This window comes from Angelakisella massiliensis (assembly GCF_900104675.1).
Taxonomy (GTDB): Bacteria; Bacillota; Clostridia; order Oscillospirales; family Ruminococcaceae; genus Angelakisella; species Angelakisella massiliensis.
Window position 1 is genome coordinate 926,158 of record NZ_LT629944.1, and the last position, 25,237, is coordinate 951,394.

The 25,237-nt window shown below is 54.1% G+C and carries 25 protein-coding genes and 1 tRNA gene; 16 read left to right on the forward strand and 10 right to left on the reverse strand.

All coding sequences use genetic code 11. From position 1 onward, the window contains the following. Window positions 1-6: 6 nt before the first annotated feature. A complete protein-coding gene (locus BQ5383_RS04915; RefSeq protein WP_071429748.1) occupies window positions 7-1,314 on the forward strand; it encodes a CitMHS family transporter in 1,308 nt (435 codons plus the stop codon). Window positions 1,315-1,553: 239 nt separating this feature from the next. Here the strand turns inward: BQ5383_RS04915 and BQ5383_RS04920 are convergent, their stop codons facing one another. The 7 genes from BQ5383_RS04920 to BQ5383_RS04955 all read right to left on the reverse strand — a co-directional run bounded on the left by BQ5383_RS04920 (window position 1,554) and on the right by BQ5383_RS04955 (window position 11,083). Then, the gene (locus BQ5383_RS04920) at window positions 1,554-4,166 is read right to left on the reverse strand and encodes a zinc-ribbon domain-containing protein (protein ID WP_071429750.1); all 2,613 of its coding nucleotides are present in this window, start codon (window positions 4,164-4,166) and stop codon (window positions 1,554-1,556) included. A 990-nt stretch (window positions 4,167-5,156) separates the two neighbouring features. Next, window positions 5,157-5,345 (reverse strand): YlcI/YnfO family protein, encoded by a 189-nt coding sequence (locus BQ5383_RS04925; RefSeq protein WP_071429752.1) that lies wholly within the window; start codon window positions 5,343-5,345, stop codon window positions 5,157-5,159. 663 nt (window positions 5,346-6,008) lie between these two features. Further along, window positions 6,009-6,170, reverse strand: coding sequence for a four helix bundle protein (locus BQ5383_RS21485; protein WP_235821941.1), 162 nt, complete (start codon window positions 6,168-6,170; stop codon window positions 6,009-6,011). A 316-nt stretch (window positions 6,171-6,486) separates the two neighbouring features. Further along, the gene (locus tag BQ5383_RS04940) at window positions 6,487-7,971 is read right to left on the reverse strand and encodes a recombinase family protein (protein WP_071429758.1); all 1,485 of its coding nucleotides are present in this window, start codon (window positions 7,969-7,971) and stop codon (window positions 6,487-6,489) included. Beyond that, window positions 7,968-8,321: a helix-turn-helix domain-containing protein gene (locus BQ5383_RS04945; protein WP_071429760.1), complete on the reverse strand. Its 354-nt coding sequence runs from the start codon at window positions 8,319-8,321 to the stop codon at window positions 7,968-7,970. Before BQ5383_RS04945 ends, BQ5383_RS04940 begins: the two co-directional genes overlap by 4 nt. A 715-nt stretch (window positions 8,322-9,036) precedes the next feature. Continuing rightward, window positions 9,037-10,713 carry a M56 family metallopeptidase gene (locus BQ5383_RS04950; RefSeq protein WP_071429761.1) on the reverse strand — a complete coding sequence of 559 codons (1,677 nt, stop codon included), beginning with the start codon at window positions 10,711-10,713 and terminating at the stop codon, window positions 9,037-9,039. 10 nt (window positions 10,714-10,723) lie between these two features. Further along, the gene (locus BQ5383_RS04955) at window positions 10,724-11,083 is read right to left on the reverse strand and encodes a BlaI/MecI/CopY family transcriptional regulator (RefSeq protein ID WP_071429763.1); all 360 of its coding nucleotides are present in this window, start codon (window positions 11,081-11,083) and stop codon (window positions 10,724-10,726) included. 229 nt (window positions 11,084-11,312) lie between these two features. Here BQ5383_RS04955 and BQ5383_RS04960 point away from each other — a divergent pair, with 229 nt between their 5' ends. From BQ5383_RS04960 to BQ5383_RS04975, 4 genes are all read left to right on the forward strand, one after another. Next, window positions 11,313-12,152 carry an RNA polymerase sigma factor gene (locus tag BQ5383_RS04960; protein WP_071429765.1) on the forward strand — a complete coding sequence of 280 codons (840 nt, stop codon included), beginning with the start codon at window positions 11,313-11,315 and terminating at the stop codon, window positions 12,150-12,152. 64 nt (window positions 12,153-12,216) lie between these two features. Continuing rightward, window positions 12,217-12,630 (forward strand): cysteine-rich VLP protein, encoded by a 414-nt coding sequence (locus BQ5383_RS04965; protein ID WP_071429767.1) that lies wholly within the window; start codon window positions 12,217-12,219, stop codon window positions 12,628-12,630. Window positions 12,631-12,772: 142 nt separating this feature from the next. Further along, window positions 12,773-13,732 (forward strand): MobV family relaxase, encoded by a 960-nt coding sequence (gene mobV, locus BQ5383_RS04970; protein ID WP_071429769.1) that lies wholly within the window; start codon window positions 12,773-12,775, stop codon window positions 13,730-13,732. 28 nt (window positions 13,733-13,760) lie between these two features. Then, window positions 13,761-13,940: a hypothetical protein gene (locus BQ5383_RS04975; protein WP_071429771.1), complete on the forward strand. Its 180-nt coding sequence runs from the start codon at window positions 13,761-13,763 to the stop codon at window positions 13,938-13,940. 205 nt (window positions 13,941-14,145) lie between these two features. Here BQ5383_RS04975 and BQ5383_RS04980 read toward each other — a convergent pair. Next, window positions 14,146-14,231 (reverse strand) — tRNA-Leu (locus BQ5383_RS04980). 178 nt (window positions 14,232-14,409) lie between these two features. On the opposite strand from BQ5383_RS04980, the gene BQ5383_RS04985 reads away from it, so the two are divergent. From BQ5383_RS04985 to BQ5383_RS05005, 4 genes are all read left to right on the forward strand, one after another. Next, window positions 14,410-15,777, forward strand: a complete 1,368-nt coding sequence (locus BQ5383_RS04985) for an MATE family efflux transporter (protein ID WP_172724586.1) — start codon at window positions 14,410-14,412, stop codon at window positions 15,775-15,777. 175 nt (window positions 15,778-15,952) lie between these two features. Beyond that, window positions 15,953-16,516: a sigma-70 family RNA polymerase sigma factor gene (locus tag BQ5383_RS04990; protein WP_071429772.1), complete on the forward strand. Its 564-nt coding sequence runs from the start codon at window positions 15,953-15,955 to the stop codon at window positions 16,514-16,516. A 110-nt stretch (window positions 16,517-16,626) separates the two neighbouring features. Beyond that, a complete protein-coding gene (locus BQ5383_RS04995; RefSeq protein WP_071429774.1) occupies window positions 16,627-16,908 on the forward strand; it encodes a zinc-ribbon domain containing protein in 282 nt (93 codons plus the stop codon). A gap of 433 nt (window positions 16,909-17,341) precedes the next feature. Beyond that, window positions 17,342-18,196, forward strand: a complete 855-nt coding sequence (locus tag BQ5383_RS05005; protein ID WP_071429778.1) for a YitT family protein — start codon at window positions 17,342-17,344, stop codon at window positions 18,194-18,196. Window positions 18,197-18,205: 9 nt separating this feature from the next. On the opposite strand, the gene BQ5383_RS05010 is transcribed toward BQ5383_RS05005, so the two are convergent. After that, window positions 18,206-18,592 carry a hypothetical protein gene (locus BQ5383_RS05010; RefSeq protein WP_071429780.1) on the reverse strand — a complete coding sequence of 129 codons (387 nt, stop codon included), beginning with the start codon at window positions 18,590-18,592 and terminating at the stop codon, window positions 18,206-18,208. A 544-nt stretch (window positions 18,593-19,136) separates the two neighbouring features. Further along, window positions 19,137-20,333, reverse strand: a complete 1,197-nt coding sequence (gene spoIIP, locus BQ5383_RS05025; protein ID WP_172724587.1) for a stage II sporulation protein P — start codon at window positions 20,331-20,333, stop codon at window positions 19,137-19,139. Window positions 20,334-20,739: 406 nt separating this feature from the next. Here spoIIP and rplM point away from each other — a divergent pair, with 406 nt between their 5' ends. The 7 genes from rplM to BQ5383_RS05060 all read left to right on the forward strand — a co-directional run bounded on the left by rplM (window position 20,740) and on the right by BQ5383_RS05060 (window position 25,226). Further along, window positions 20,740-21,168: a 50S ribosomal protein L13 gene (rplM, locus tag BQ5383_RS05030; RefSeq protein WP_071429788.1), complete on the forward strand. Its 429-nt coding sequence runs from the start codon at window positions 20,740-20,742 to the stop codon at window positions 21,166-21,168. 20 nt (window positions 21,169-21,188) lie between these two features. Further along, complete coding sequence (gene rpsI, locus BQ5383_RS05035; protein ID WP_071429790.1) at window positions 21,189-21,587, forward strand: 30S ribosomal protein S9; 399 nt, start codon at window positions 21,189-21,191, stop codon at window positions 21,585-21,587. Window positions 21,588-22,035: 448 nt separating this feature from the next. Continuing rightward, window positions 22,036-22,857 (forward strand): ParA family protein, encoded by an 822-nt coding sequence (locus BQ5383_RS05040; protein WP_071429792.1) that lies wholly within the window; start codon window positions 22,036-22,038, stop codon window positions 22,855-22,857. Next, window positions 22,814-23,743 carry a ParB/RepB/Spo0J family partition protein gene (locus BQ5383_RS05045; RefSeq protein WP_071429794.1) on the forward strand — a complete coding sequence of 310 codons (930 nt, stop codon included), beginning with the start codon at window positions 22,814-22,816 and terminating at the stop codon, window positions 23,741-23,743. The genes BQ5383_RS05040 and BQ5383_RS05045 overlap by 44 nt, the downstream gene beginning before the upstream one ends. Window positions 23,744-23,756: 13 nt before the next feature. Further along, window positions 23,757-24,035, forward strand: a complete 279-nt coding sequence (locus BQ5383_RS05050) for a DUF5720 family protein (protein WP_071429796.1) — start codon at window positions 23,757-23,759, stop codon at window positions 24,033-24,035. A gap of 30 nt (window positions 24,036-24,065) precedes the next feature. Then, window positions 24,066-24,251 carry a hypothetical protein gene (locus tag BQ5383_RS05055; RefSeq protein WP_071429797.1) on the forward strand — a complete coding sequence of 62 codons (186 nt, stop codon included), beginning with the start codon at window positions 24,066-24,068 and terminating at the stop codon, window positions 24,249-24,251. A gap of 66 nt (window positions 24,252-24,317) precedes the next feature. After that, window positions 24,318-25,226 carry a DUF6017 domain-containing protein gene (locus BQ5383_RS05060; protein ID WP_071429799.1) on the forward strand — a complete coding sequence of 303 codons (909 nt, stop codon included), beginning with the start codon at window positions 24,318-24,320 and terminating at the stop codon, window positions 25,224-25,226. Window positions 25,227-25,237: the final 11 nt, after the last annotated feature.

Genomic DNA, 25,237 nt, shown 5'->3' on the forward strand with positions numbered 1-25,237 from the left:
CGTGATATGCTTGCAATTGTGGGGTTTATTTCCATTGCTGTAATGATGTTCTTCCTGCTGAAAGGAAAAATGCTGCCCATTACAGCATTTGTGGTGTTTCCGCTGTGCGCGTCCATCCTGGCGGGTTTCAGTTCAGGTGAAATCATTGACTTTGTTACCAAAGGCATCGGTTCCACATGGTCCACAGCTGTTTTGTTTCTGTTTTCCATCGCCTATTTCGGACTGATGAATGATGTGGGGCTTTTCGATAAGCTGGTGACCAACCTGGTGCGGATCTCCGGCACCAATATCATGATGGTCATGTTGGTCACAGGCTTTATCGCCGTGGTAGGACATCTGGATGGTTCCGCTACCACCACCTATATCATCACCATCGGCGCCCTGCTGCCCCTGTATCAAAAGCTGAATCTGCGTCCCGTCGTGCTGCTGCTCATCTGCGGCGCTGCCACCGGTGTCATGAATCTGGTCCCCTGGGGCGGCCCCACCGCCCGGGTAGCCGCGGTGACCGGCATTGACGGCAATATCCTGTGGCATACCATGGTGCCCATGCAGATTTTTGGACTCGTGGCTGTGTTCGCTGTGGCAGTCATCATGGGCCTCACGGAAAAGCGCCGTCTCACCACTGCCGGAACCCTTGTTACTCAGTTGGACGACACAACTGTGGAAATCCCCGGTGAAGCGGAAGGAGACGCTTCCCTCAAACGGCCCAAGCTCTTTTACTTCAACCTGCTTCTGACCCTGGCAGTCATCATCGTCCTTACCGTCTTTAAGGTCAACGCCTACCTGGTTTTCCTTATCGCCACGGTGCTGGCGCTGCTGATCAACTATCCCAACCCCAAGGACCAGCTCAAGCGTCTGGAAGCTCATGGCGCTTCCGCCGTACCTCTGAGCGCAACACTGATCGCCGCCGGCGTTTTCCTTGGCGTCTATGTCAACAGCGGTATGATTGAAGCGATGGCCTCGGTACTGATTCAAATCGTTCCCGGCTTCCTCCAGCCTTATCTCCATATTATTGTGGGCGCTCTGGGCGCTCCTATCGGTATGGCTATGGGTCCCGATCCTTACTATTATGGCATTATGCCCCTGATCGGTGAAGTAGTGGCGCCCTACGGCGTCTCTCTGGAGCAGGTGGGCTACGCCATGCTGATCGGTGAAAATGCGGCTCTGGCAGCCAGCCCCTGCGTACCGGCCACCTTCCTTGCCATCGGTCTGGCGGGAGTGGAACTGAAAGATCATATCAAATTTTCTTTCCTGTGGCTGTGGGGAATCAGTCTGCTGATGCTGGTGTTCGCCGTCTTTACGGGCATTGTTTAAACTGATTTTGGAAGCAGCGCCCACGTTTTAACTTCTGCATTTTCTTTCCTCATATCTCCCCTTATGGACAAAAAATCTTTCCCAAGCCCTGGAAGGGCATCATACGGACAACGCCCCTTCAGGGGCGTTTCTTTATGCCTTGGTATTCTTGCTGTCCGTAAACGGGTCTATGAACTCTTTTAAACTCATTTGATCCGCTATTTGATCCGTCTCTAATTGTTGTTTGCTGTTTCCCTTCATCATGGAGCCGACTTTTTCTTTCGTTTCTCAGCGGCGCAGACAGGGCATCCGCTCCCACGGGACCGGGCGTCCGGTGTTGCCTGCCAGCTATGTCCACGTTCGCATCGCCACCAGACCTTCTTATTGGAATGGGCAGCACATTCGTCGGGGGAACAGCCATTTTTCAAGGTATCCCATTGGGGAACCAATTCCGGGTGCTCCTGGGCAAAAGAACCATGGCGTATCTGTTTGCGGTTGCAAACCGGGCAGCCCTTACCTTTGAGGCGCCCCACAACGGTGCTTTGCCATGTATAGCCGCATTTTTCACATTTCCACCAGATACGTTTACTGCTTCCCGCCGTTACGTCATAAGGGGTCAGCGGGGCGTTGCGGTCCTGATCCCACTGGACAATCAGCTCCGGGTGTACCGCGGCAAAACAGTTCTCCGCTGACGCCCGACGTCCGGAGCAATAGGGACAGCCGTCTTTTCTCACATATCGTTTGGCAACGGAAGTCTGCCATGTATGTCCTTTTGAACATCTCCACCACACCTTTTTGCTGCTCCTGGGCAAAACCTTTTCCGGCGTCAGGGGAAGATTTTTTTGCGTATCCCACTCCGCCGCCAGTTCGGGAGCCAGCCTGGCCAGCGAATTGCCTTCCCAAACCTTACGGTCATTGCAGTAGGGGCAGGCTTTTTCTGCTCCAAAGGTCTGCATCCGGCTTATACTTTCCTGCCACTGGTGTCCCTTTTCACAGCGCCACCAGAATTTTTTATTGGAATAGGGAGCTACTTCCTGAGGACTTTGAGCGTTTTTTTCCGGATGCCAAAAGACGGCCAGCTCTTTGTTTTGGGACGCCAGGGAATATTCCGGGGATACCCTGCGATGATTACAGTAAGGGCAAACCCTGTCCGGCAGATGCTTCCGCAGATTGTTGGGAGAATCCTTCCACTGATGACCTTGTGAACATCTCCACCAAAAAGATCGGTTGGAGGCCGGGGCAACCTCCGTGGGTGAAACGGTATTTTTGACCGGATGCCAATACTGCGCCAGCTCCGGTGATTTTGCCGCCAAGGAACTTTCAGCGTCCACAGCTTTTCCATAACAAAAAGGACATTTTGTCTTGTGGGGCCCTGTACGTGCACTGACTGAGGCTTGCCAGCTGTGTCCTTTTTCACATTTCCACCAGACCCGTCTGTCTGTTCCGGGAAGAACATCTGTGGGGCTGAGGGACGCGTTTTTTATTTTATCCCATTGGGCGGCAATTTCCGGAAACACCGCAGCCAGGCAGTTCTCCGGCGTCACCCGGGAATGATTGCAGTAGGGACAATTTGAACCATTCTTGGTGCGGTTTGCCACGCTTGCCTCATACTCCCGATTGCATATGGGACATTTCCACCATCGTTTGACATTCTCCCCTGGAGAAACCATATCCGGGGTGTCTGAATTCCGCTCGCTCCATTCTTCCGCCAGTTTCGGATACTGCGCCGCCAGAGAATGCTCCCGACAGGTATGATGATAGAATTCTTCAATTTTAAAATGATCCCTTGTATGGTTTACCTCTGTCTGAATCCCCGCAAGGAACATCAGCACAGTTTCAGTTACACGGTCCAGATAGCGATACTGGTTGGAAACAGGATAGGCAATTATATCGCCGTTTATCCGAATTTCTTCCCCCAAGCCGTCAATCTCTTTGACCCGGATAACACGGTATCCCTTTTTGCGAAGAAAAGCATCCTTTTGCCGGTCCCGCTCCACAGCTTCAGGAAGTCTGTGCCGATAACCGTCTATTTCCAAGGCTATGGGAGGCAGATCCTGTTGGTCGGGGCGGACTTCGATATCAATTTTATACCGCCCTGCCTGAACCTCACAAGCGCAGCTGTATCCTTTTTGATGAAGATATTGGTTCACATAATAGAATATGGTGCGGGCGGTATAGGAAATACGAAACTTTTTAGCGCAAAACGGACATCCCCTGAGCAGCAGAGTGCGGTTGGAAATCCGATCTTGCCATATGTGCCGAGGATTGAACGAACACTGCCAATACACTTTTTTGGGGTTGTAGGGAGTAACATTTCGGGGTGTCAGGGCGCCATTTTTGCTGTAGCACCACTGTTTTGCCAGGTCGGGGAAATATTGCTCCAAATTATAGTGGGCGGAAACCCTTTTATTGCCGCAGTAAGGACACATATCCTCCATTTTCTCAGAAGGATTACGGCGCTGCCGTTCCACAGAACGCGTCTGTTCCTTGATGGGGCGCTCCCAGATGTGTCCTTGTTGGCATTTCCAGCGGGCGATATATCCGGATTTTGGAGTATAGTCCTCCAGGGATTTTCCCCCGTTAAGTTCCGGATCCCAGTAGAAAACCATTTCAGGATACATTAAAGCCGCATTGAAAAAGTAACTGGGGCGTTCATGGCTGCAAAAGGGACAAACTGACCGACCCCGGCGCTTTCGATTCATTTTATTGGGGGAAGCCTCCCATTCCAGCCCACACACCGAACATTTCCAACGAACTCGCTTACCTGCTGAAAAGCCCATCTGCTCCGGCGGAACTGGGTTTCTGCCATTCAAATAGAGGTTCAAGATATCTTCCCTGTGGTTTTCCAGGCACCACTCTTTTAAACTCTTCATGTTAACTCACCTCTTTATTATAGTTAAAAATTATCACAACAATTCCATTATGTCAAGTTATAAAAACGATATCCTTTTCATTTGTTCAATACCTGCAGTAAACATCCCGTACATTTGCAGAAAAACTGCGTGCAGCTTGGTTTCCTCCCTGGCCGGGGAGTTGCAAACATATCCACTCAGCTTAAGCACGGGCCACCGTCCCAGGCATAAAAAAAGAACCGCAGTGCAACCTGTCTCCGGCCCTGGCCTATATAGTAAGACGATGGTCCCAGGCCGGTTTGGACGCGGGCCGCAGTTTATGACCTAATATAGGTTCGTGCGCGACCTGGCTCCGGCCCTGGCCTATAAGTAAGATGATGGTCCCAGGCCGGTTTGGACGCGGGCCGCAGTTTCTGACCTAATATAGGTTTGTGCGCGACTTGGCTCCGGCCCTGGCCTATAAGTAAGATGATGGTCCCAGGCCGGTTTGGACGCGGGCCGCAGTTTCTGACCTAATATAGGTTTGTGCGCGACTTGGCTCCGGCCCTGGCCTATAAGTAAGATGATGGTCCCAGGCCGGTTTGGACGCGGGCCGCAGTTTCTGACCTAATATAGGTTTGTGCGCGACTTGGCTCCGGCCCTGGCCTATAAGTAAGATGATGGTCCCAGGCCGGTTTGGACGCGGGCCGCAGTTTCTGACCTAATATAGGTTTGTGCGCGACTTGGCTCCGGCCCTGGCCTATAAGTAAGATGATGGTCCCAGGCCGGTTTGGACGCGGGCCGCAGTTTCTGACCCAATATAGGTTTGTGCGCGACTTGGCTCCGGCCCTGGCCGGAAAATCTGTGTCTCATTGGGGCATACCTTACTTCTTGATGCTTCACCGTTGATTCTTTACTTTCAAAACCGGTTCTTCAAGTTTAGTGAGGAGTAAAAATAAATCACAAAGAAAAAAATCGGCAGGCACCTGACGGTACTTGCCGATTTTTTGAAATATCAAAACACTATGGATGCTACCGGGCAGAAGACTCATCCGTTTCGTGAAGCTCCTCCAAAGCCGCACGGACCGCGGCGATCACGAAGGCAGAAAACGTACAATTTTTGCCCTGAATTGCCTTTTCCACATCTTCCACCACATCGCTGGGAAAGCGGATGGTTTTATTGATCGTAGGCGGTGTGGATGGTATCTGAAATCTGCCCATAAGTCTTTCCTCGCAATACATTTGTATTACAATTAGTCTATCTCACCATCTTTCAAAAGTATGCATTGCATTTGCATTGCACATCTGATATCATGGAATAGAGGTGATATCCATGGCAGAACTCTGTTTGGATTGCTGGAATAAACTCATAAATTCTCAATACCGTCCCCAATGCTTCCTTTTGTCCAAAGAGCTGGATCTTTGTGAAGAGTGCGGAGAATGGAAACCAGTGATCGTTCGCTTCAAACGGCGATACCTTGCGGTGAAATGGTTTCACGAGAGACTCCGTGCCCTTTCCGGTAAAGAGCCCTAAAAAGCTTTCCGCCCCTTGTGAAGGAAGTCTCTCTCCCCGCAGACGTACCCCGTGCAAAGCACCGGGGGCCGGCCTGTTGGAGTCCTCACCACGGCAGACCGAAAAGAGCCCCTCATGGCGGGATACGCCATGAGGGGCCTTTTTATGGAACATCGAAACAGTATAGATGCTCTTATTTCTGATTCTTTTTTGCAGTGTTAATGGAAGCGATGAGCAGCCGCTTGACTTCGGTGCATTGTTTCAAAACGGCAGGATTATCATAGCAGCCGCTTTCCATAAGCAGCTCCAGTCAATATTCGCTTTCTGAACATTCTTTCAATGCGATTTGTAATTTCGCAATAAAATCGGCCTTACCGTGAGCATACATAGCTGATATTGGCGCCCACGCTGGTACCGGAGCGAATGAGCTGGTTAGTGAGGACGCTTTCCCGTTTGGAGCGCTTGATTTCATTGCACACTTTTATAATTTCCAACGCGAAGGCTTTGGATTTATCTTGCAGTGGACTGGACATGGGAGATCTCCCTGAATATCAAATCCGTGCCGCTTGCGGCACACCTCACTTCTTCGCTATTCACTATTACCTCTTCACTTCCAAAAATCCCGGGTAGGCAGTACAGGTTAGCGAAAAGTGAAAAGTGAATAAGTAAAAACCCCGAACGCTGCCGCATCCGGGATTTTTGGTGCCGGTGGTGGGACCTCTACCCGCGGCCTAAAAAACAGTCCCCCGGACTGTTTTTTGCCCTCTGCGGAGGGCCGGCCTGTTCGAGTCCTCACCACGGCAGACCAAAAACAGCCCCTCATGGCGGGACACGCCATGAGGGGCCGTTTTATGGTGCCGTTGAGCAATCCAAATCCGAACCTGTTTTCATATCGGCAAGGGCGGTCTTGAGGTCATCAAAAGTGATGGTGTCCGTCCCGTCCTTGTAGTTGAAGGTTATCACCATTTTATCATCATACAAGAAAATGGCGTTGATGAAAGTATCAATCAACATCTTCCGGTGGGACTTCTGCCGCACATCCAGCTTGCGGAAGCGGTGGAGCCAGAAGGTCATGAACTCGGCGCTCACCTTGGGCTTCGCCAGCTTCTCGCAGGCGATCCTCGTTTCCAGTTCCTCTTTTGTGGCCTCCAATTCCTCCAAACGGCTTTTGGTGGATTTCGTGAGGATGCCCTGCTGGATGGCGTTCAGCAGGTTTTGGATGGCCGTGTCCGCCTCCCGCAGCTGCTGTTCGTAGAGGGGCAGGTTCACATTCTCCCTGTCCTGCAAGTCCATCAGCATGGACACGATAGCTTCAATCGCCTTGTCGTCCATCACCATCTTCATGGTTTCGTTTACCACCAAATCCTCGATCCATTCTTTGCGGACGGACTTCTTGTGACACTCAGTGCGCTTCTTTTTCACCGACACGCACTTGTAGTAATGGTGGACATTCCCCGTGTGGCTGGTGCCGCTCTCGCCGCAGAGGTAGGCCCCGCAGTAGCCGCAGAACAGCTTGGTCGTGAGCAGGTAATCGTCCTCGGCCTTGTGGCGGGCAGGAGCCTTTCTGTTCTTCGCCAGTTTTTCCTGCACCCGGTCAAAGAGGTCCTGGGGGACGATGGCAGGAATACCGTCCGGCACTACAATGTCCCGGTAGGTATATTCCCCGATATAGCGGCGGTTGCTCAGAAGGTGCTGGACGCTGTTGTAACTCATCTTCTGGCCCCGTGTGTTCTTCACGCCCTGCTCGTTGAGCCAGTCCCGTATCTGCGTCATGGTGGCTCCTTCGTCATAACGCTGGAACGCCTCCCGGACAAAGGGAGCGGTGAGCGGGTCAAGCTGAAAGTACTGCTCACTGTCGATCTGGTAGCCGATGGGCAGGGTGCCGCCGTTGTACTTGCACTTCAGGGCGTTCTCCGTCATGCCCCGGACTACCTTCTCGGACAGGTCTGCGGAGTAGTATTCAGCGTAGCCCTCCAGCACACTTTCCAATATGATGCCCTCGGCCCCGTCAGAAATGACCTCGGTGGCGGACACCACCTTGACCCCATTCTTTTTCAGTGCGGCCTTGTAGCGGGCGCTGTCGTAGCGGTTGCGGGCAAACCTGTCCAGCTTCCAGACGATGATCATATCGAACAGGCGCTTGCCGCTGTCCTTGATCATGTTCTGAAATTCCGGGCGGTTGTCCGTCTTGGCAGAAAAGGCCCGGTCTATGTAATGGCGCAGGACGGTGATGCCGTTCTTCCCGGCAAAGGCGGTGCACTCCCGGATCTGTCCCTCAATACTTTCTTCCCGCTGGCTGTCTGAGGAATAGCGGGCATAGATAACTGCTTTCATTCTCCATCCTCCATCATACGCAGCAGGGTCTCTTTCAGCTTCTCATTCATAGGGGACTGGGGGTCAAAGCACATCTCGATAAAGCGGCGCATCTCCTCCCGCGCCGGGCTGGCCTTGGGCCTGAACTCGTATATCTTGCCCTGAGGCTTGTCCGTCCGGGCGAAGATATAATCCAGCGACACATCGAAGTAATCCGCATATCGGCGGAGCAGTTCGACGGAGGGGCTGGACTGCCCGTTTTCGTAGCGGTTGACACTGGACTGCGTGGAGCCGATGGCCTCGGCCATTTTCACCTGAGAGATGCCGATGCTCTCCCGCAGGGCCTTCAACCGCTTACCCACTTCCTTCATTTCGTGACCTCCTATTTGGGTTAGATTTATTATAACCCAAATAATGAAAAATTACAACCCGGAGATGCAATTTTTCTGAATTACGGTTTTCTCCCCCCGTCCCGGCCCGGTGGCCGTACAAAGAAGCGGCGCACATCAGCCTATGGGGATGGGCTGGCGTGGCCGCTTCATTTGGTTTTGGAGGGATGGGACATGGGCGCAGGATTGCGGTCTGTGGCCACACCCCGACAAAACCGGGGTTTCCAAAGGGGTACCCCCTTTGGCACACGACCTTGCTTGCAAGGTATAGTGTGTTATACCTGCCGGTGCGGCTGACGGGCAAAAGGAGGGTTTCGCCGGATGGAAACGCTCGGTTTGCCCGGCAGGGGAACGGGCAGGGTTTTGTGCCCGGGAGGGGACAAAACCCCTGCCTGTTCCCGGAGAGCGGCGGCAGGTATACAAGCCCCCGTCCCTCATCCTTCGTCCCCCGCAGGGCTGAGATAAGTGCCCCGGATGACGCACCACTCAGAAAAAATCAAAGAGGGCGGGCAAGCACTTTTGGGCTTGCCCGCCTTGATTACCCGAAAGCAAGACCGGGCGGAGGCGGTCAATGGCGGCGCACTTGAGCGCCGTTCATCTCGACCATTGACGGCCCCGCCTGGGTTGCTATTGCGTGCACCCCGAAACAGTGATTTTTACTATCCGTTAGGAAGAGAACCTGATGTTGAGAGGAAACTCAATCTTCCCAAGAGATATTGCCCAGTTCGATTTGTTTCAGTATCTCGGCCCATTCCTCGGGAGTGAATTTGGACTCGTCATCATGGCTGACAGAAACTAAGGTCATATCCATATGGACTGTATTTTGCAAATCAGGACTATCCATGTTCGCCATATGGTCCATGTTTGTTACTGAATTGAGCGCATATGTGATTGACAATTTTGCATTTGTAGCGGATAGATTTTCAACGCTGATTTCAAACTCTCCGTCATAAGGAGCAGTAAAGGTAATGCTTCCTGTCCCGGTTTCCAGAATATAGGGCCAAGTCTCCCCTGTGCTTGTGCTGCAAATAGTGAGTTTTATTTCGTTTGCCTTTTCACTTTGGCTATTAAGTTCAAATGTATTGCCTTGCTTCCAATTTCCGACACCAATCGTCATGGGCATCCCATTTTCGAGCGACATAAAGCAGTCTCCGGCACTTTCAAGGATGCGGCCTGTGGAATTATCGTCCAGTAGTTCCACCATGGCTAGTTCCCCATTCTCAAAAATAGAGCCTGCATCGGTCAAATCAATTAGTTTGGGTTCATCAGCCTCATCCGCAAATTGTATTGCGTCTGTACCAGTGTTACTAAATTTTGCGTTAATACTCTCCAAATCGATCAAGGTTGCATCATCCCTGCTGATCCAACTATGTGCCCCGTTGCCATCAGACGAGGAAACAGCAAAGGCCGTTGTGGCACCGACCGTCACAACTAGGGCCAAAGCACAAGCGGCGATAGAGGTTTTCTTGAATTTCATAATTGCTTCAATCCTTTCTGTAATTGCATTTTTGCTGAAATGACTGTATAGGGCAGACATCCCGCTTTTTCTTTCCTCCATGCGGATTAGAGCCCGGGCGTAAGCAGATTTTTCCTTTTCGCCAAGCATACGGAGGACGCACCCATCACATGACAATTCCACATCCCTGTTTGCAAGAACATACATCACCCAGACCAGCGGGTTGAACCAGTGGACGCAGAGAGTGGCGGCAAAGAGAATTTTCGTAATAGCGTCAAACCGCCGGATATGGATATACTCATGGGCCAACACATACTGGAGCGCCGTTTCATCGCTCCGGTCAAACTTCTTCGGCAATAGTATCACCGGACGCAGGATGCCGTAGGTCAGGGGGGACGAGATCAAATCGGAACTGCGTACTTCAAGAGGTCTGGTAATTCGGTGTTCGGACAGCCACCTTTGAACATACGGCGTGTTGTCTGGAAGGGACATCCTGAACTTCTGCAAACTTCTCAGGTAAGAGATCGTAAAATACGCTGCCAAAAGCAGGGAACCTGCCAGCCAGACCACCACAAAAACAGGAACGCGTTCTATTTCCTGCGCTGTTGCTTGGAATTGTTCGCCAGGTTCCACATCAGGGGCAAAAGATGGCGGAGCCTGAGTGGACGAAGAACCCTCCTCGTTCCCTTGGACGAAATTTTGAGCGGCAAAATCCTGAACCGCATCAGAAATCGAGGCGACATTTACCGGCAATCCGCCCGGCAAGGGGATGGACAGCGGCAGGAGCAGACGCAAAGCAGCGATAAGCCACAACACGAAAAAGGTCGTTTTCGGCAGGCGATGGATCGCCACGGCCCGGATGACGACAATAAATAAAATCAATACGCCCCCGGCCACGCTCATTTGAAAAAGGCTCATACGCTCACCCCTATTCCAGTGCATCCACCATCCGGCGCAGCCTTTCGATCTGGTCTCTGGACAGTTTCTGGTGGCCCAGCAGGGAGGCAAAGAGCAGGTCGGGGGAACCGTCAAACAACTTCCCGATCAGTTCTGCCGTTTCCGCCTCCTGTACCACTTCCTTTGGGATCAGTGCATGGCACTGGAAGTTCGGCTCCGTCCGCTCGATTGCCCCCTTGGCGATGCACTTCTTGATAACGGTGTAGGTGGTGTTCATGTTCCATCCGATTTCCTCTTTGAGGATATCAGAGATCTGCTTTGCGGTCTTATCACCTTCTTTCCACAACACATCCATGACTTTTAACTCAGAGTCAAAGAGTTTGATTGCCATATGACACACCTTCCTTCGGACTATTGCAATAGATCCTGCTATGATACTACCACAATAGTTCTGCATTGTCAACACTATTTTAGTAGTGCGGCGGCAAATTTTTGTGCCCATGGGACAGCCAGACATGGCGTGCTTCAGACGAAAAAATCTTGCCGTTGTGGAACATTTGGTATATACTTGTGTCGTAAAATATTGCAGGCAGATTGATTTCAGAAAGGAGGCCGCTTCCATGTCCACTGTCTATCAGTTCCCCTACGACAGCCCCGTCCGCTACCTGCCCCTCGTATATATGCTCCCACCGGACTTGCTCTCCCGCTTCCCCACCCTCCGCAGGCTGCCCCGGAGCATGGGCGCCCTGAACGCCTCCCCCGAATGGGCGGAAGTCATCCTGAGCGACGCATTCCTGAACGAGGCCATGGACGCCGTGGCCTCGCTGGCCTTCCCCCACTTCGGCTTCGGCGGCTGGAAAGAGCACTACACGGGCTTCTCCCCCGTGTGGCGGCTGGCCTACGCCCTGCCCCTGTGGGCCAAAGGGGTGGAACAGGTGCGGGGCTGGGGCGTACAGGCCCTCTTTGCCTTGCCCCCGGACTTCGAGATACCCTTCTTTGACCCGGAGGATGTGCGCGCAGTGATGAAGCAGGTGGTGGAGCAGGCCATCGAGGAGCAGGGCTGGGGGCCGGTGCTGGAAGTCGTGCGGGAGATGCCCTGCGACGAGGACTTTGAGAAGTGGGACACCAATGTCCGCAGGGACTTCCTCCGCAAGTGGTACCACACCCGGTCAAAACGGGTGCAGACCGTTTCGCTGGAGGGATGTATGGAGGACGAGGGCAGCAGCATCCATTCCCTGCCCGCCCCGGAGGGGGACTTCACGGAGCGGGTGGAGGCGGAGGACTTCTGCCAGCGGTTCAAGGCCACCCTGTCCAAAAAGGATATGGCGATTTTGGAGTTGCGGGTGGAGGGGTACACCTATGAGGAGATCGCGGACAGGCTGGGGTACAAGACCCATAGCGGGGTCATCAAGCGGATGGAGGCGGTGAAGAAGCGGTTCATCCAAGAAGCAGGGCGGTGAAGCCACGCAGGCCGGACACGGCAGGCGTGGCTTTTTCACGCCCAAAACCGGAAGGAAGGTGAAAATGTTCCATATCAAAGAGTTGCCGCCCGTGGAGCGGCGGGCGAACGGTTCCCTGTACCGTATGGACGCAAAGCAGCGCCGGGAGGCGGTGCGGCTCATCCGGGAGCGGTGCAGCTACTACGACAGCGGCAACTGCCTGTATCTGGACAGGGGCGAGGAAGTGGCCTGCCCCCAGAGCATTTCTTATTCCGTCTGCTGTAAGTTCTTCCGCCATGTGCTGCTAAAGGACGAGGCGGGCAGAGGGCTGGAGGCGGAAGTGTTCCGGCAGGCGGCAGGGAGGCGCTGCGCGGTCTGCGGGCGGGCCTTTTCCTCCGCCTCCAACAACGCCAAATACTGCCCCGCCTGCCGGGCGGCGGTGCAGCGGCGGCAGAAGGCCGATTACGCCCGGAAACGGAGGGCGGGAGTAGAAAAGTAGGGGGTGAAAAGGCAAGGGAAATCAGGGCCTCCGGGTCCTGTTTTTTCCTGCCCCCGTATGTTTCTATCCTCCCCTCGAAAAACGGCTCAACTTTTCTACATCACATCATCCCTCAGCGATGGAGGGATGGGAAAGGAGTTCCATGGCACAAAAAGCCCAGCACGCGATCTTACGCTTCGCCAAACACAAGGCGGGGCCGGCTGGGGCGCTGGAGGCCCACCACGAGCGCACCAAGGAGCAGTACGCCAGCAACCCGGACATCGACACCAGCAAAAGCAAAGACAACTTCCACATCATCCGTCCCGTACAGAGATACCGGCGGGAGATAGACAGCCGCATCAAAGCGGCGGGGTGCCGCACCCGGAAGGACAGCACCATGTTCGTGGACACCCTCATCACCGCCAGCCCGGAGTTCTTCACGGGCCGGAGCAGACAGGAGGTACAGGCCTACTTCACGGAGGCGGTGGCCTTCATGGAAAAGAAGGTGGGCCGGGGCAACATCTTCTCCGCCGTGGTACACATGGACGAGAAAACGCCCCACCTCCACCTGTGCTTCACCCCCATCACGGAGGACGGGCGGCTGTCCGCCAAGGAGATTTTGGGCAACCGGGCACAACTCTCACAATGGCAGGACGAGTTCCACGCCCACATGAAAAAGGCGTTCCCCGTCCTCAAGCGGGGCGAGAGCGCCCTTGTCACCAAGCGGAAACACATCCCCACATGGCTGTTCAAGCAATCCGTCCGCCTGGTCAGGCAGCAGAGGACGATTGAAAAGGCGGTGTCGGAGATAGGGGTGATGAACGCGGGGAAGAAGCGGGACGAGATACTGGAGATGGTGGGGCCGTACTTCGCCCGGCTGGAAAGGCATCTGGGGCAGATGCAGAAGTATCAGGCCACCATAGACTATCTGACGCAGGAGAACAGGGGGTTGAAAGAGAAGGTCAACAGTGAAAAGAGCATACACAAGCAGATGGAGGTGCTTGCGCTGCAAAAGGAGAATGAACAGCTCCGGCGGTTTGTCCAGAGCATACCCCCGGAGGTGCGGCAGGCGTTGAAGGAGCAGCAGCGGCAGCAAAAGAGGGACAGGGGCCACCAGCGGTAACAAAATCTTGAGAAACACGGAGGTAAATTTGGGAAGAAGGAAAAAGCTGATCAACAATACCGACATCCCCCAGCACAAGATCGAGGCAATAGCCCGCTGTATCATGCCGGACATCCTTGCTTTCTACGAGAGCGAGGAAGGCCAGCGGGAATTTGCTGAATGGAAGAAGCAGCGGGAAGCGGAGGGACAGGAGGGCAAGGCAGAGTGAGGACAAAAAGGGCGGGCGCACCGTGACACGGCTGCGCCCGCCCTTTTTGCGTTTATGGGGCTGCTTTCTTCTTCCGGGGACCTCGCGGTTTGGAGGTTGGCCTGCGCCGCACCCCGTTGCGGAAATAGGTGCTTTCGTAGCGGTCAAAGAAAAGCAATAATCCGAACCCTTCACCGATTGGAAATGGGTTCGGATTATATGGGTTTGGTGCCGGTGGTGGGACTCGAACCCACACGGTATCGCTACCAACGGATTTTGAGTCCGTCACGTCTGCCATTCCATCACACCGGCGTATACTTTTGCTTAGCTATGATACCACAAAAATCCACTGATTGCAAGAGGAGAATGCGCATCGGCTCACCGCTGCCGGGAAACCGCTTTACAGCCAAGCTTCCGGTATGCTAGAATGGCCATGCGGTCCCGATCAAAGGGGCTAGCTTTTGCCTGTGGGCGGCCGGAGAGGTGCGATATGAAAACCCTGGATATTTTTCGGGACAAACAGTTGACACGATCCCTTATTGCCATTTCGGTCCCCATTGCCATGCAAAACCTTATTACCTATTGCACCAGCATGATGGATACCGTCATGTTGGGACAGCTGGGAGAAGTGCAGCTGTCCGGCGCTACGGTGGCCAATCAGTTCACCAATATCTTTATGGGGCTGACCTTTGGCATTGCCAGCGGTACCAATGTTCTTCTGGCTCAATATTGGGGCAAAAAGGATGTCCGCTCCATCCGCTCCATCCTGGCGGTGATGTACTGGACTACCCTGGCACTGGCGGCGGTATTCTTCTGCTCTGCCCGCTTCTTTCCCCAGGAGATCATGCGGATTTTCACCCCCGATCAGGAGGTAATCGCCCAGGGAGCTCAGTATCTGGAAATCGTTTGCTGGTCCTATTGGGGCATGGGGCTGAGCAATGTCATGCTCATGTCGCTGCGTTCTGTGGGTACTGTGCGCATCTCCCTGGTGGTCTATCTTTCCTCCCTGTTCATCAACACCGGCTGCAACTGGCTGCTGATTTTTGGTAACCTGGGCTTTCCCCGGCTGGAAATGCGGGGTGCTGCCATTGCTACCGTTCTGGCCCGTCTGGTGGAGCTGTCTATCGCCGCCTTCTACATTTTCCGCCTGGAAAAAAAGATTTCTCTGCGTCCCCGGGATGTGGTGGCTTTCGACCGAACCTTTATACGGGATTTTGCCATCAATGTCTCTCCGGTGATTCTCAACGAGTTTCTCTGGTCCATGGGCAACTCCGCCCTGATGATGATTATGGGCCGCATGGGCCGTGCCTTTGTCACCGCCAGCAGCATCACCAACATCACCAGTCAGTTCGCTCAGATCTTTATTATCGGCCTGAGCAACGCCACTTCGGTCATTATCGGCAATACGGTGGGAACAGGCGATTACGACCGGGCCAAGTCGGTGGCCAAGGGGATCACCATATTCAGTGTATTGCTGGGCGTGGGCGCGGGCCTGATCATCTTCCTGCTGCGTCCGGTGATCGTAAGCTTTTACAACATTCCAGACAGCACCAAAGAGGTGGTTCTGTCCGTGATGACCTCCGCCTCTGTGATCGTATTTTTCCAGTGTATGGCCATTATTGAACTGATGGGCATCCTCCGGGGCGGCGGCGATGTACGTTTCGTGCTGGTATGTGACATCATCTTCCTGTGGCTGTGCTCGGTTCCTTTGGGAACGGTGGCCGGACTGTATCTGGGGCTGCCCCCCGCCATCGTTTATCTGGTGCTGAAATGTGACGAAATGCTGAAAATCATTGCGGGTACTTATCGGATTTTCAGCGGCAAATGGGTGAAAAATTTGACGAGACAGGAAATATGAAGTATTTTCCAGTCGCTTTTTTGTGAATTATGCAAATAAACTAAAAGAAATCCGACACATAAAAAACTTTTTTGGTTGCTCTGAACAAACAGCTTGACAAATGACACAAAAAGAGGTACAATACAAACACCATGCGACAGTGGGAAGATTCCCACAACATTGACAGGAGCTGCCCATGCCTGTATCCAAATATCCATATTCCGATGAACAGTTGATCGCCCTGGTCCGGCAAAAGGATGACGGAGCGGCCACCGAGTTGGTCACCCGCTATCTTCCATTGGTGCGGAAACGGGCTTCCGGTTATTTTCTGCCGGGTATGGAGGCAGAGGATATCGTGCAGGAGGGACTGTTGGGGCTGTTGAAGGCCATCCGTCTCTACCAGCCGGGAAAAAGCGAATTTGCTGCTTTCGCTTCCCTGTGCATCAGCTCCAGCATGGCGGACGCCGCCCGCTCCGCTCTTTCAGGCAAAAGCATCCCCCTGCGGGATTATGCCTCTCTGAGTGAAGAAGGGACCATTCTTCTGCCTGCCGGAGATCCGGCTCAGCAAGTGATGGCCAGGGAACAGCTGGCGGAGCTGGAACGGAAGATCCGTACCAGTTTGTCCGTTTTTGAGCAGCAAGTGTTGAGGCTGTACCTTACCGGGCGCTCTTATGCTGAGATCTCCAGACTACTTCTTACCACCCCTAAAGCTGTGGATAATGCCCTGCAAAGAGTCAGACGAAAACTCCGGTCGGCATAACCGGCCAACCCCCGTCATCAACCTGAATCCGTCAGGTTGTAAATAATACCCTGACCCGCCGCTGCGCAAGCCGGAACGGGAGGGCAAAATCCATAAGCGAGGTATTTAGTATGTACGAGGACAAGAAATTAGTGTGCAAAGAGTGCGGCAAAGAGTTCATCTTCACCGCCGGCGAGCAGGAGTTCTACGCTGAGAGAGGCTTCGCCAACGAGCCCCAGAGATGCAAAGCCTGCCGCGACGCCCGCAAGCAGAGCCAGAGATCCGAGAGAGAGATGTTCACCGCGGTTTGCGCTGGATGCGGCAAGGAAGCCCGCGTTCCCTTCAAGCCCCGTGAGGATCGTCCTGTTTACTGCAGCGAGTGCTTTGCCAAGATCAAGGAGCAGCAGCAGTAAGCTTCTCCCATAAAAACAAAGATTTGCTTTTACCGGGTATTCCAGCGTGAATGCCCGGTTTTTTCATACTCGCCCAAGCGTGCATCCCATCCTTTTTCTCTGATCAGGGGCAGCGGAATGACCATCCGCTTTGTCCCGCCTATGGAAGCAAATTTCCCCGGCGCCGGATAAAAACAGTCGGGAGACAAAATGCGCCCTTCCACGGCAGCAGGCCAATCCATATATTGCCTTAAAAGCTGAGGAATCCCCTGGTAATGCATGGAATCCTTCATAAAACGGAGGAAATTGCAGGAGATACCACAGACTGGCGGATTTCCACCCCCAAAATCAGTCCCTGTGGTTTTACTTTTTCCGGTGGGGGGAATATAATGAGGCCGTTCGTAAAAAATGGGGATAAGTCTATCTAAAATAAAAGGGCGGAGGCTGCGCCACTATGAAAATGCTGGAACTAAAAGAAAAGGGCCGGGAAGTGCTGCTTCTTACCGGCAGTACCCTGTTTATTGCGGTGGGGGTTTATTTTTTCAAGTTTCCCAATAACTTCACCTTTGGCGGCGTCACCGGTCTGGCGGTGCTGCTGGCCCCCTTGCTGCCTATTTCCGCCAGCACCATCAACTTTATCATCAATATGATTCTGCTGTTATTGGGCTTTTTATTCCTGGGACGGGATTTTGGCCTTAAAACCGCTTATACCAGCGTGGTGCTCTCCGTATCCCTGTCCGCCATGGAATATATCTTCCCCCTGGAGGCTCCCCTCACCAATCAGCCTATGCTGGACCTGTGCTATGCCGTGGCTCTGCCCGCGGTGGGCTCTGCCATCCTGTTCAATATCGGCGCTTCCAGCGGCGGCACTGATATCGTGGCGATGATCCTCAAAAAATACACCAGCTTCAATATCGGCAGCGCCCTGCTGTACACCGATCTGCTGGTGACCCTCTGCTCCTTCATCGTCTTTGATGTGCAAACCGGTCTGTTTTCCTTTGTGGGTCTGACGGTCAAATCCCTGGTGATCGATAACGTGATCGAAAGTATCAACCTTTGCAAATACTTCAATATCATCTGTGACGAACCGGAGCCCATTATTGATTTCATCGTCAAAAAGCTCCATCGGGGCGCCACTGTCTGCACCGCCGAAGGAGCCTATACGCACGGCAAAAAAGCCATCATCTTTACCGCCCTTCGCAGACCCCAGGCGCTGGCTTTGCGGCGGTATGTCAAATCGGTGGAACCCACTGCCTTTATTCTCATCACCAATACCAGTGAAATTATCGGAAAGGGATTCCAGAAATAATCCTTCTTCTTACGCTTCTGACGCCTCCCCCAGCTCACGGCTGTTGGGAGGCGTTTTTCCTGTGGCCAATCCCCACAGCTGCCATCCCAGCCGCACGGTGGGGGATGGAGTTCTCAGCAGCTGGGACAGCTGCTGCAGACCATCCTTGGCCCAGGCCATGGATACATTTATTTCCCGCCCCAACAGTGTGATCTGATATTCTCCGGGCTGCTGCTGTTCCAGCTCCACCAGAGGCGGCGACGAAGGAAGCATGGTCTGGCGGATCACCCGGTCCACCCGCACCATGGCCCGTGCTCCGGAGGCCACCACCAGCGCTGCCAGTAAAGCTGCCGCCTGCCGTTTGGCTCTCTTTCTCCGGCGGGCGTATTTGGGATTGAGATATTTTCCTTTGAGCATCCTGTTTTTTCTCCTTCCTCACCCTCAGCGGACAAGGGACCCCGCTCCGGAGAGGGAAAACGGGCGCTGTCCTTGTTCTGTGCCGCAGCCCAGTTTTATCCCGCTTCCGGTCATCCGGTGTTTTCCACAGGGGATGAGATGTTTCCGGCACGACGGATCAACGAGGCTCTCTCAGAGGGGAGCGGGAAGGAAAACGCCGCGGAAACCTCCCCTTGGGAAAACGGTTCTGTCCTTTATCTGCCAAGGGTATGGGTGTTTTATGTATCCTCAACAGCGCTGCGCCCCCAGGAAAAAACAGTTTCACCCAAAGCTTCATATTTTCTGGGCAACCTATCATTCAGACAGCAGTGATCCGGTTGATTCCGCAGCGTATCCCCCTGTTTCTGCCAACGCTTTTTCACTTTTGGAAAATCCGCTGAAAGGATGCTTTCGCTGTGACAGCCCCTGCTGATTTGGGATATTGATCCCGCTTTGCTTCACCATCTCCTCTTTCTTTCCACAAAAAAGGAGTGCAGTGGGCAAATGTCTGAGGGTATCCACAGCTTCACATTCCCTGATACTCCTGCAGCAGTTCCGCCAGGGGCCCGGCAATCAGCTGGGCTGTATACATGGCTTCTTCCAGGGTGTTGCCATTGGTTCCCACCTCAAAAAGCAGGGAGGCAGGGGTAAGGTCCAGGTTATAGTGGCGGTAGCAGAAGAAAATCGGGCGGGTCAGGCCGGGATAACGCTGTTCGATCCGGTCGCACAGCTGGGCGGCAAAACGGAAATTTTCCTTCCAGCCGGGGATGCCCAGAGAGCCGTCATCATCACAGGGGGCGATGATCATCAGCTGGGCTGCTTTCTCCCCTGCCACCTCCGCTACCGGCTTGACCACCGATCCATCCTCATAAAGAATGGCGTCCCGATGGACATCAATGGCCATGACAATGGAGGGGTATTGGCGGAGATATTCCTCCACCGTCTCCCGGCTTCGGTCGTAGGCTCCGTTATAAGACGGATAATCATGCTGTTCCACATCATGGATCACCTGTATTCCCTGGGCCTCCAGCGCCTGGGCCAGAGCCTCCCCTACCGCCGCCATATTTTCAGTATTGTCCTGACTGCGCCAGGTATTCCGGTCATCATAAATTTCTCTGTCCCACCCTTCATAGCTTTCCGTGGTGTGGGTGTGGTAGATGAGAACCTGGGGGCCTTCCTGAGGCACTTCCAGGGCGGCTTGGGTTTTCAGCACCTGGCTGATCTGGCTGCCGGTCATAGTGGTATAGTTGCGCACCCAGGCGGCGCCATAGGGAATAAAGGCGGGATTTTCCTCCTCGCCGGTCATCAGCTTGCTCACAAGGGCCGCCTGATGTTCCTCAGGAATATCAGGAGCCGGTCCTTTCTCTTCCTCCTGGCGCTTTTGGGGAAGGTCTTCCCCGGTATCTTCTGTCAAAGGTTCCGAGTCTTCCGTTTGGGAGGAAGAGGCGGACGATTCTTCCCTGAAGGCGCTGGAGGAGGAAGAGGAGGACTGGGGCGGCAACGGTTCCTCATCCTCCTGAAGATCTCCGGCAAATCGCTCCCGAAGGGCTTCCACCGCTCCCTGGGGCATGGTAAGGGCTGCGGAAAACAGCGCGGCCTGTCCCAAAATCTGCTGTACGGCAGGCTCCAACACCGGGGCCGCCAGAAAAAAAAGGACTGCTCCTGCCAGCGCCGCCCCTCGCCGAAGCATCTTTTTGCCGATAAAGGCTTCCCTCAGTTTCACCTGTCCATTCCCCCCGATATTTTCTCTTCCTGTTCCCGATGACGATACACATCCCATTCTATGTTTTGCGGTGAGGGAATATGCCCTGTCCATCCCCCGCCCCTCCTTTGGTTTACCTGAAAAGCGAATGAAGGAAAGAAAAGGCGGGACAGCTGCTTTTTCCCTGAGAAAGCGCCCGCCCGCAGAGAAAAAATTTTTGAAATGAAAGATGAGCATGAGCGAGAAAACGAGAGTATTGGAGAGAAAACAAGAGTATGTAATTTGCGGATTAAAAAAACGAAAAAATGGTATTGACAAGTGTGATAGCGTTGGGTATAATGACAATCGTGACTTTCCGTACCTGCGCCCATATTGGCGTAAATAAAGGTACAACAACGGAAAACAAGTAAAGCAGGAGGAAAAGAATATGTCCACATTTATGGAAAAGCCCAAGGCCGTCGTTCGTAAATGGTACATCCTGGACGCTGCGGGCAAGCCCCTGGGCCGCACCGCTGCTCAGGCTGCTGTGCTGCTGCGCGGCAAACACAAGCCCACCTTCACCCCCAACGTTGACTGCGGTGACCATGTCATCGTCATCAACGCTGCTCAGGCTGTTCTGACCGGCAAGAAGCTGGATCAGAAGTTCTACCGTCATCACACCGGTTGGTTCGGCGGTCTGAAGGAAGTCAAGTATGGCACCCTGATGCAGGAGAATCCTGAGAGAGCCATGATGCTGGCTATCAAGGGCATGATCCCCGACACCACCATCGGCCGCAAGGCTCTCACCAGATGCCGCGTTTACAAGGACGCCAACCACAACCACGCTGCCCAGAAGCCTGAGGCCTGGAAGCTGTAATTGGAAGGAGGAGAAACACTATGTACGAAGGAAAACCTTACTACTACGGCACTGGCCGCAGAAAGAGCTCTGTCGCCAGAGTCCGGCTGTATGCCGGTACCGGCAAGGTCACCATCAATGGCCGTGATATCGACGATTACTTTGGTCTGGAGACCCTGAAGCTGCTGGTTCGTCAGCCCATGGAGCTGACCAACTGCCTGGGCCGCTTTGATGTGGTCTGCACTGTCGCCGGCGGCGGCGTAACCGGTCAGGCCGGCGCTATCCGTCACGGCATTTCCCGTGCCCTCCTCCAGCACAGCGATGAGATGCGGCCCATCCTCAAGAAGGCTGGTATGCTCACCCGCGATCCCAGAATGAAAGAGCGTAAGAAGTACGGCCTCAAGGCTGCCCGTCGCGCGCCTCAGTTCAGCAAGCGCTAATTTCAGTTCAAAACAGCTCAAAAACCCCGAAACCATGCGGTTTTCGGGGTTTTTCCTTTTCAGATTGTTTGGCCTGTTTTGGCATGGTCTGACCTGTTTTGAACCGATTTTTATGGGTTAAATAAAGGACAACCACCCCTAAAATGAGGGCTAATGGGTTAAATTATAGGACAACTTTTTTGGCCTTTCCCTCTCCCCCAAGGTCATTTTTGCCTTTTAAGCCCTCTGCATTTTTATGCAAAATCGGTTTGGCAGAGTTTGACCAAATATGAACAAATGAATATGATTTTATTGCGAAAGCGTTCAGTGTACCTGCTGGGCGCTTTTTGCATTTCCAGGGACTAATGTTCCGGGATCAGAAAAAGCCGTCACTCTTTTTATCGAAAGAAGTGGCGGCTTTTTCTATTTCCAGAACCGAACGCAATCAACAGAAACGAGGTGAAACATAATGAACACGCAAATCATCGCCGTCGCCAACCAGAAGGGCGGCGTCGGCAAAACGACCACCTGTGCCAACTTAGGCATCGGGCTGGCCCAGGCCGGAAAGAAAGTGCTGCTGGTGGACGCTGACCCCCAGGCCAGCCTGACCATCAGCCTGGGCAACCCGCAGCCGGACAAGCTGCCCTTCACCCTTTCGGACGCGATGGGCCGCATCCTGATGGACGAGCCGCTCCGCCCCGGCGAGGGCATCCTGCACGACCCGGAGGGCGTGGACCTGATGCCCGCCGACATCCAGCTCTCCGGCATGGAGGTGTCCCTGGTGAACGCCATGAGCCGAGAGACCATCCTGCGGCAGTATCTGGACACGCTCAAAGGACAGTATTCCCATATCCTGATTGACTGCCAGCCCTCCCTGGGTATGCTCACGGTCAACGCGCTGGCCGCCGCCAACAGGATCATAGTCCCCGTCCAGGCAGAGTATCTGCCCGCCAAGGGCCTGGAGCAGCTGCTGTCCACCATCAACAAGGTCAAGCGGCAGCTGAACCCCAAGCTCCAGATTGACGGCATTCTGCTGACGATGGTGGACAACCGTACCAACTTTGCCAGGGAAATCGCCGCCCTGCTGCGGGAGACCTATGGCAGCAAAATTAAGGTGTTCGGCACCGAGATCCCCCACTCGGTCCGGGCCAAGGAGACCAGCGCCGAGGGCAAGAGCATCTATGCTCACGACCCCGGTGGCAAGGTGGCGGAAGCCTACAAAAATCTGACGAAGGAGGTGTTGAAACTTGAAAAGCAGCGCGAAAAAAGTAGAGCTGGCATCGGTCGATGATCTGTTTTCCACCGAGGAAAGCCGGGCCGACGCCCATAGGGAGAAGGTTCTGGAAATTCCCTTGTCGGAGCTGCACCCGTTCAAGGACCACCCCTTCAAGGTCAAGGATGACGAGGCCATGATGGAGACCGCAGACAGCATCCGGCAGTACGGCGTGCTGGTCCCGGCCATCGCCCGCCCCGACCCCAACGGCGGCTATGAGCTGGTGGCCGGACACCGGAGGCACCGGGCCAGCGAACTGGCGGGCAAGGACACCATGCCGGTCATTGTCCGCGACCTGGACGACGATCAGGCCACCATTATTATGGTTGACAGCAATTTGCAGCGAGAAAGCCTGCTCCCCAGTGAGCGGGCTTTTGCTTATAAGATGAAGCTGGAGGCCATCAAGCACCAGGGCGAGCGGTCGGACTTAACTTCTCGCCAAGTTGGCGAGAAGTCGCAGACTTCGATTTCTCTTGTTGCGGATCAGGCGGGAGAAAGCCAGCGGCAGGTCCAGCGTTACATCCGCCTGACCGAGCTGATTCCCGAACTGCTGGATATGGTGGACGAGAAGAGAATTGCCTTCAATCCGGCCTATGAGCTGTCTTTCCTCAAAAAAGAGGAACAGGTGGACCTGCTGGACGCGATGGACAGCGAGCAGGCCACCCCCTCCCTCTCCCAAGCCAAGCGGTTGAAAAAGTACAGTCAGGAGGGCCACCTGACCCTCGACATGATGCGGGTCATCATGGGCGAGGAAAAGAAAAGTGACCTGGACAAGATCACCTTCACCAGTGACACCCTGCGCAAATATTTTCCCCGGAGTTACACGCCCCAGCGGATGCAGGAGACCATCATCAAGCTGCTGGAGCAGTGGCAGCGCAAGCGCCAGCAACAGCACGACCGCTGAGAAAGGAGAGCCTATGAGGGATATTTCAGCCCGTGAGCTGAAAGGACATAACATTTTGGCTGTGGAGCGATTTCAGGACAGCACCCGATGGATGATTGAATTTGCGGTCCGCAAGCCCCGTTCCCCCTACGGCAGCCCCGGCGATGAGGTTCGCCTGTTTCTCACCGAGGATGGCTACCGGCAGGCCCTGGACGCCCAGCGCGGCCAGCAAATCAAAATCAAGCGGTATGCCCACGTTGTAGAGGGCCATATCCTCGATTTCAAACCGAAAAAGAAACGCCGTCACCCGTAAACCTGCCATCTGCCAAGAAAGGAATGAATTATGTGTACCGTTAGAGAGATTCAAGAGGCCATCCGTGAACACTGCCAATCCCAACATGACATGGAAAGCACCGAGATCGACCGGGTGATGCAGCGCCTGCCCTTTGTGAGTGAGCAAGACGTTTTTACCCGGCCCCCTGTGCCAAAGCCGCCTTATTCCTGGCGCAGCCGGAAATATCGCACCTGACCGCCGCAGTCTTTTTGAAAGATTGCGGCTTTTTTCATGCCATGAACTGTGAGAGGAGTGAAGTCAATGGCCGTTTTTCGCATTGAGCGGACCAAGAATTACACCGTAATGAGCAATTATCATCTGCGCGATAAGGCGCTGTCGCTGAAATCCAAGGGACTGCTTTCCATGATGCTGTCCTTGCCGGAGGACTGGAACTATACCACACGCGGCCTGGCGAAGATCTGCAAGGAAGGCGTGGATGCCATCGGCGGGGCGCTGCGGGAACTGGAGACCGCCGGTTACATCGTCCGTCACCAGCTACGGGACCGGCAGGGCCGCATCAGTGACACCGAGTACGTCATCTACGAGCAGCCCCAGCCCAAAGCGCCGGATATGCCCCACCCGGATACTGCTGGCCCAGATACGGCTTCACCAGATACGGAAAACCCGTATCTGGATAAACCGGATACGGAAAAGCCCGCAGAATTAAATATAGAGAAATCAAAAACCCAAAAATCAAATACCCAAAAATCAAATACCCAGGGATCAAGTACCGATTCCATTCCCTTCCGGGCAACTGCGGCGGCCAGGCCGCCGGAACGGAAAGGACGGGATTCGATGTCGATGGAAGAAATGCAGGATTATCGGGAATTGATTCTGGAGAACATCGAGTACGACCACCTGTGCCGTGAGTTTGAGACCTACCGGGAGGACCTGGACGAGATCGTGGAACTGATTGTGGAGACGGTCTGCGCCAAGCGGAAAACCACCCGTATCGCCGGGGCGGACTTCCCCCATGAGGTGGTTCGGTCGCGGTTCCTGAAGCTGGACAGCTCCCACATCGAGTTTGTCATGGAGAGCCTGCACAACAACACCACCGAGATCCGCAACATGAAGCAATACCTGCTGACCGTGCTGTTCAACGCGCCGGTCACCATGAGCAACCACTACACGGCCCAGGTCAACCACGATATGTACGCAGGCGGCTGGTAACGGCCGCTTTT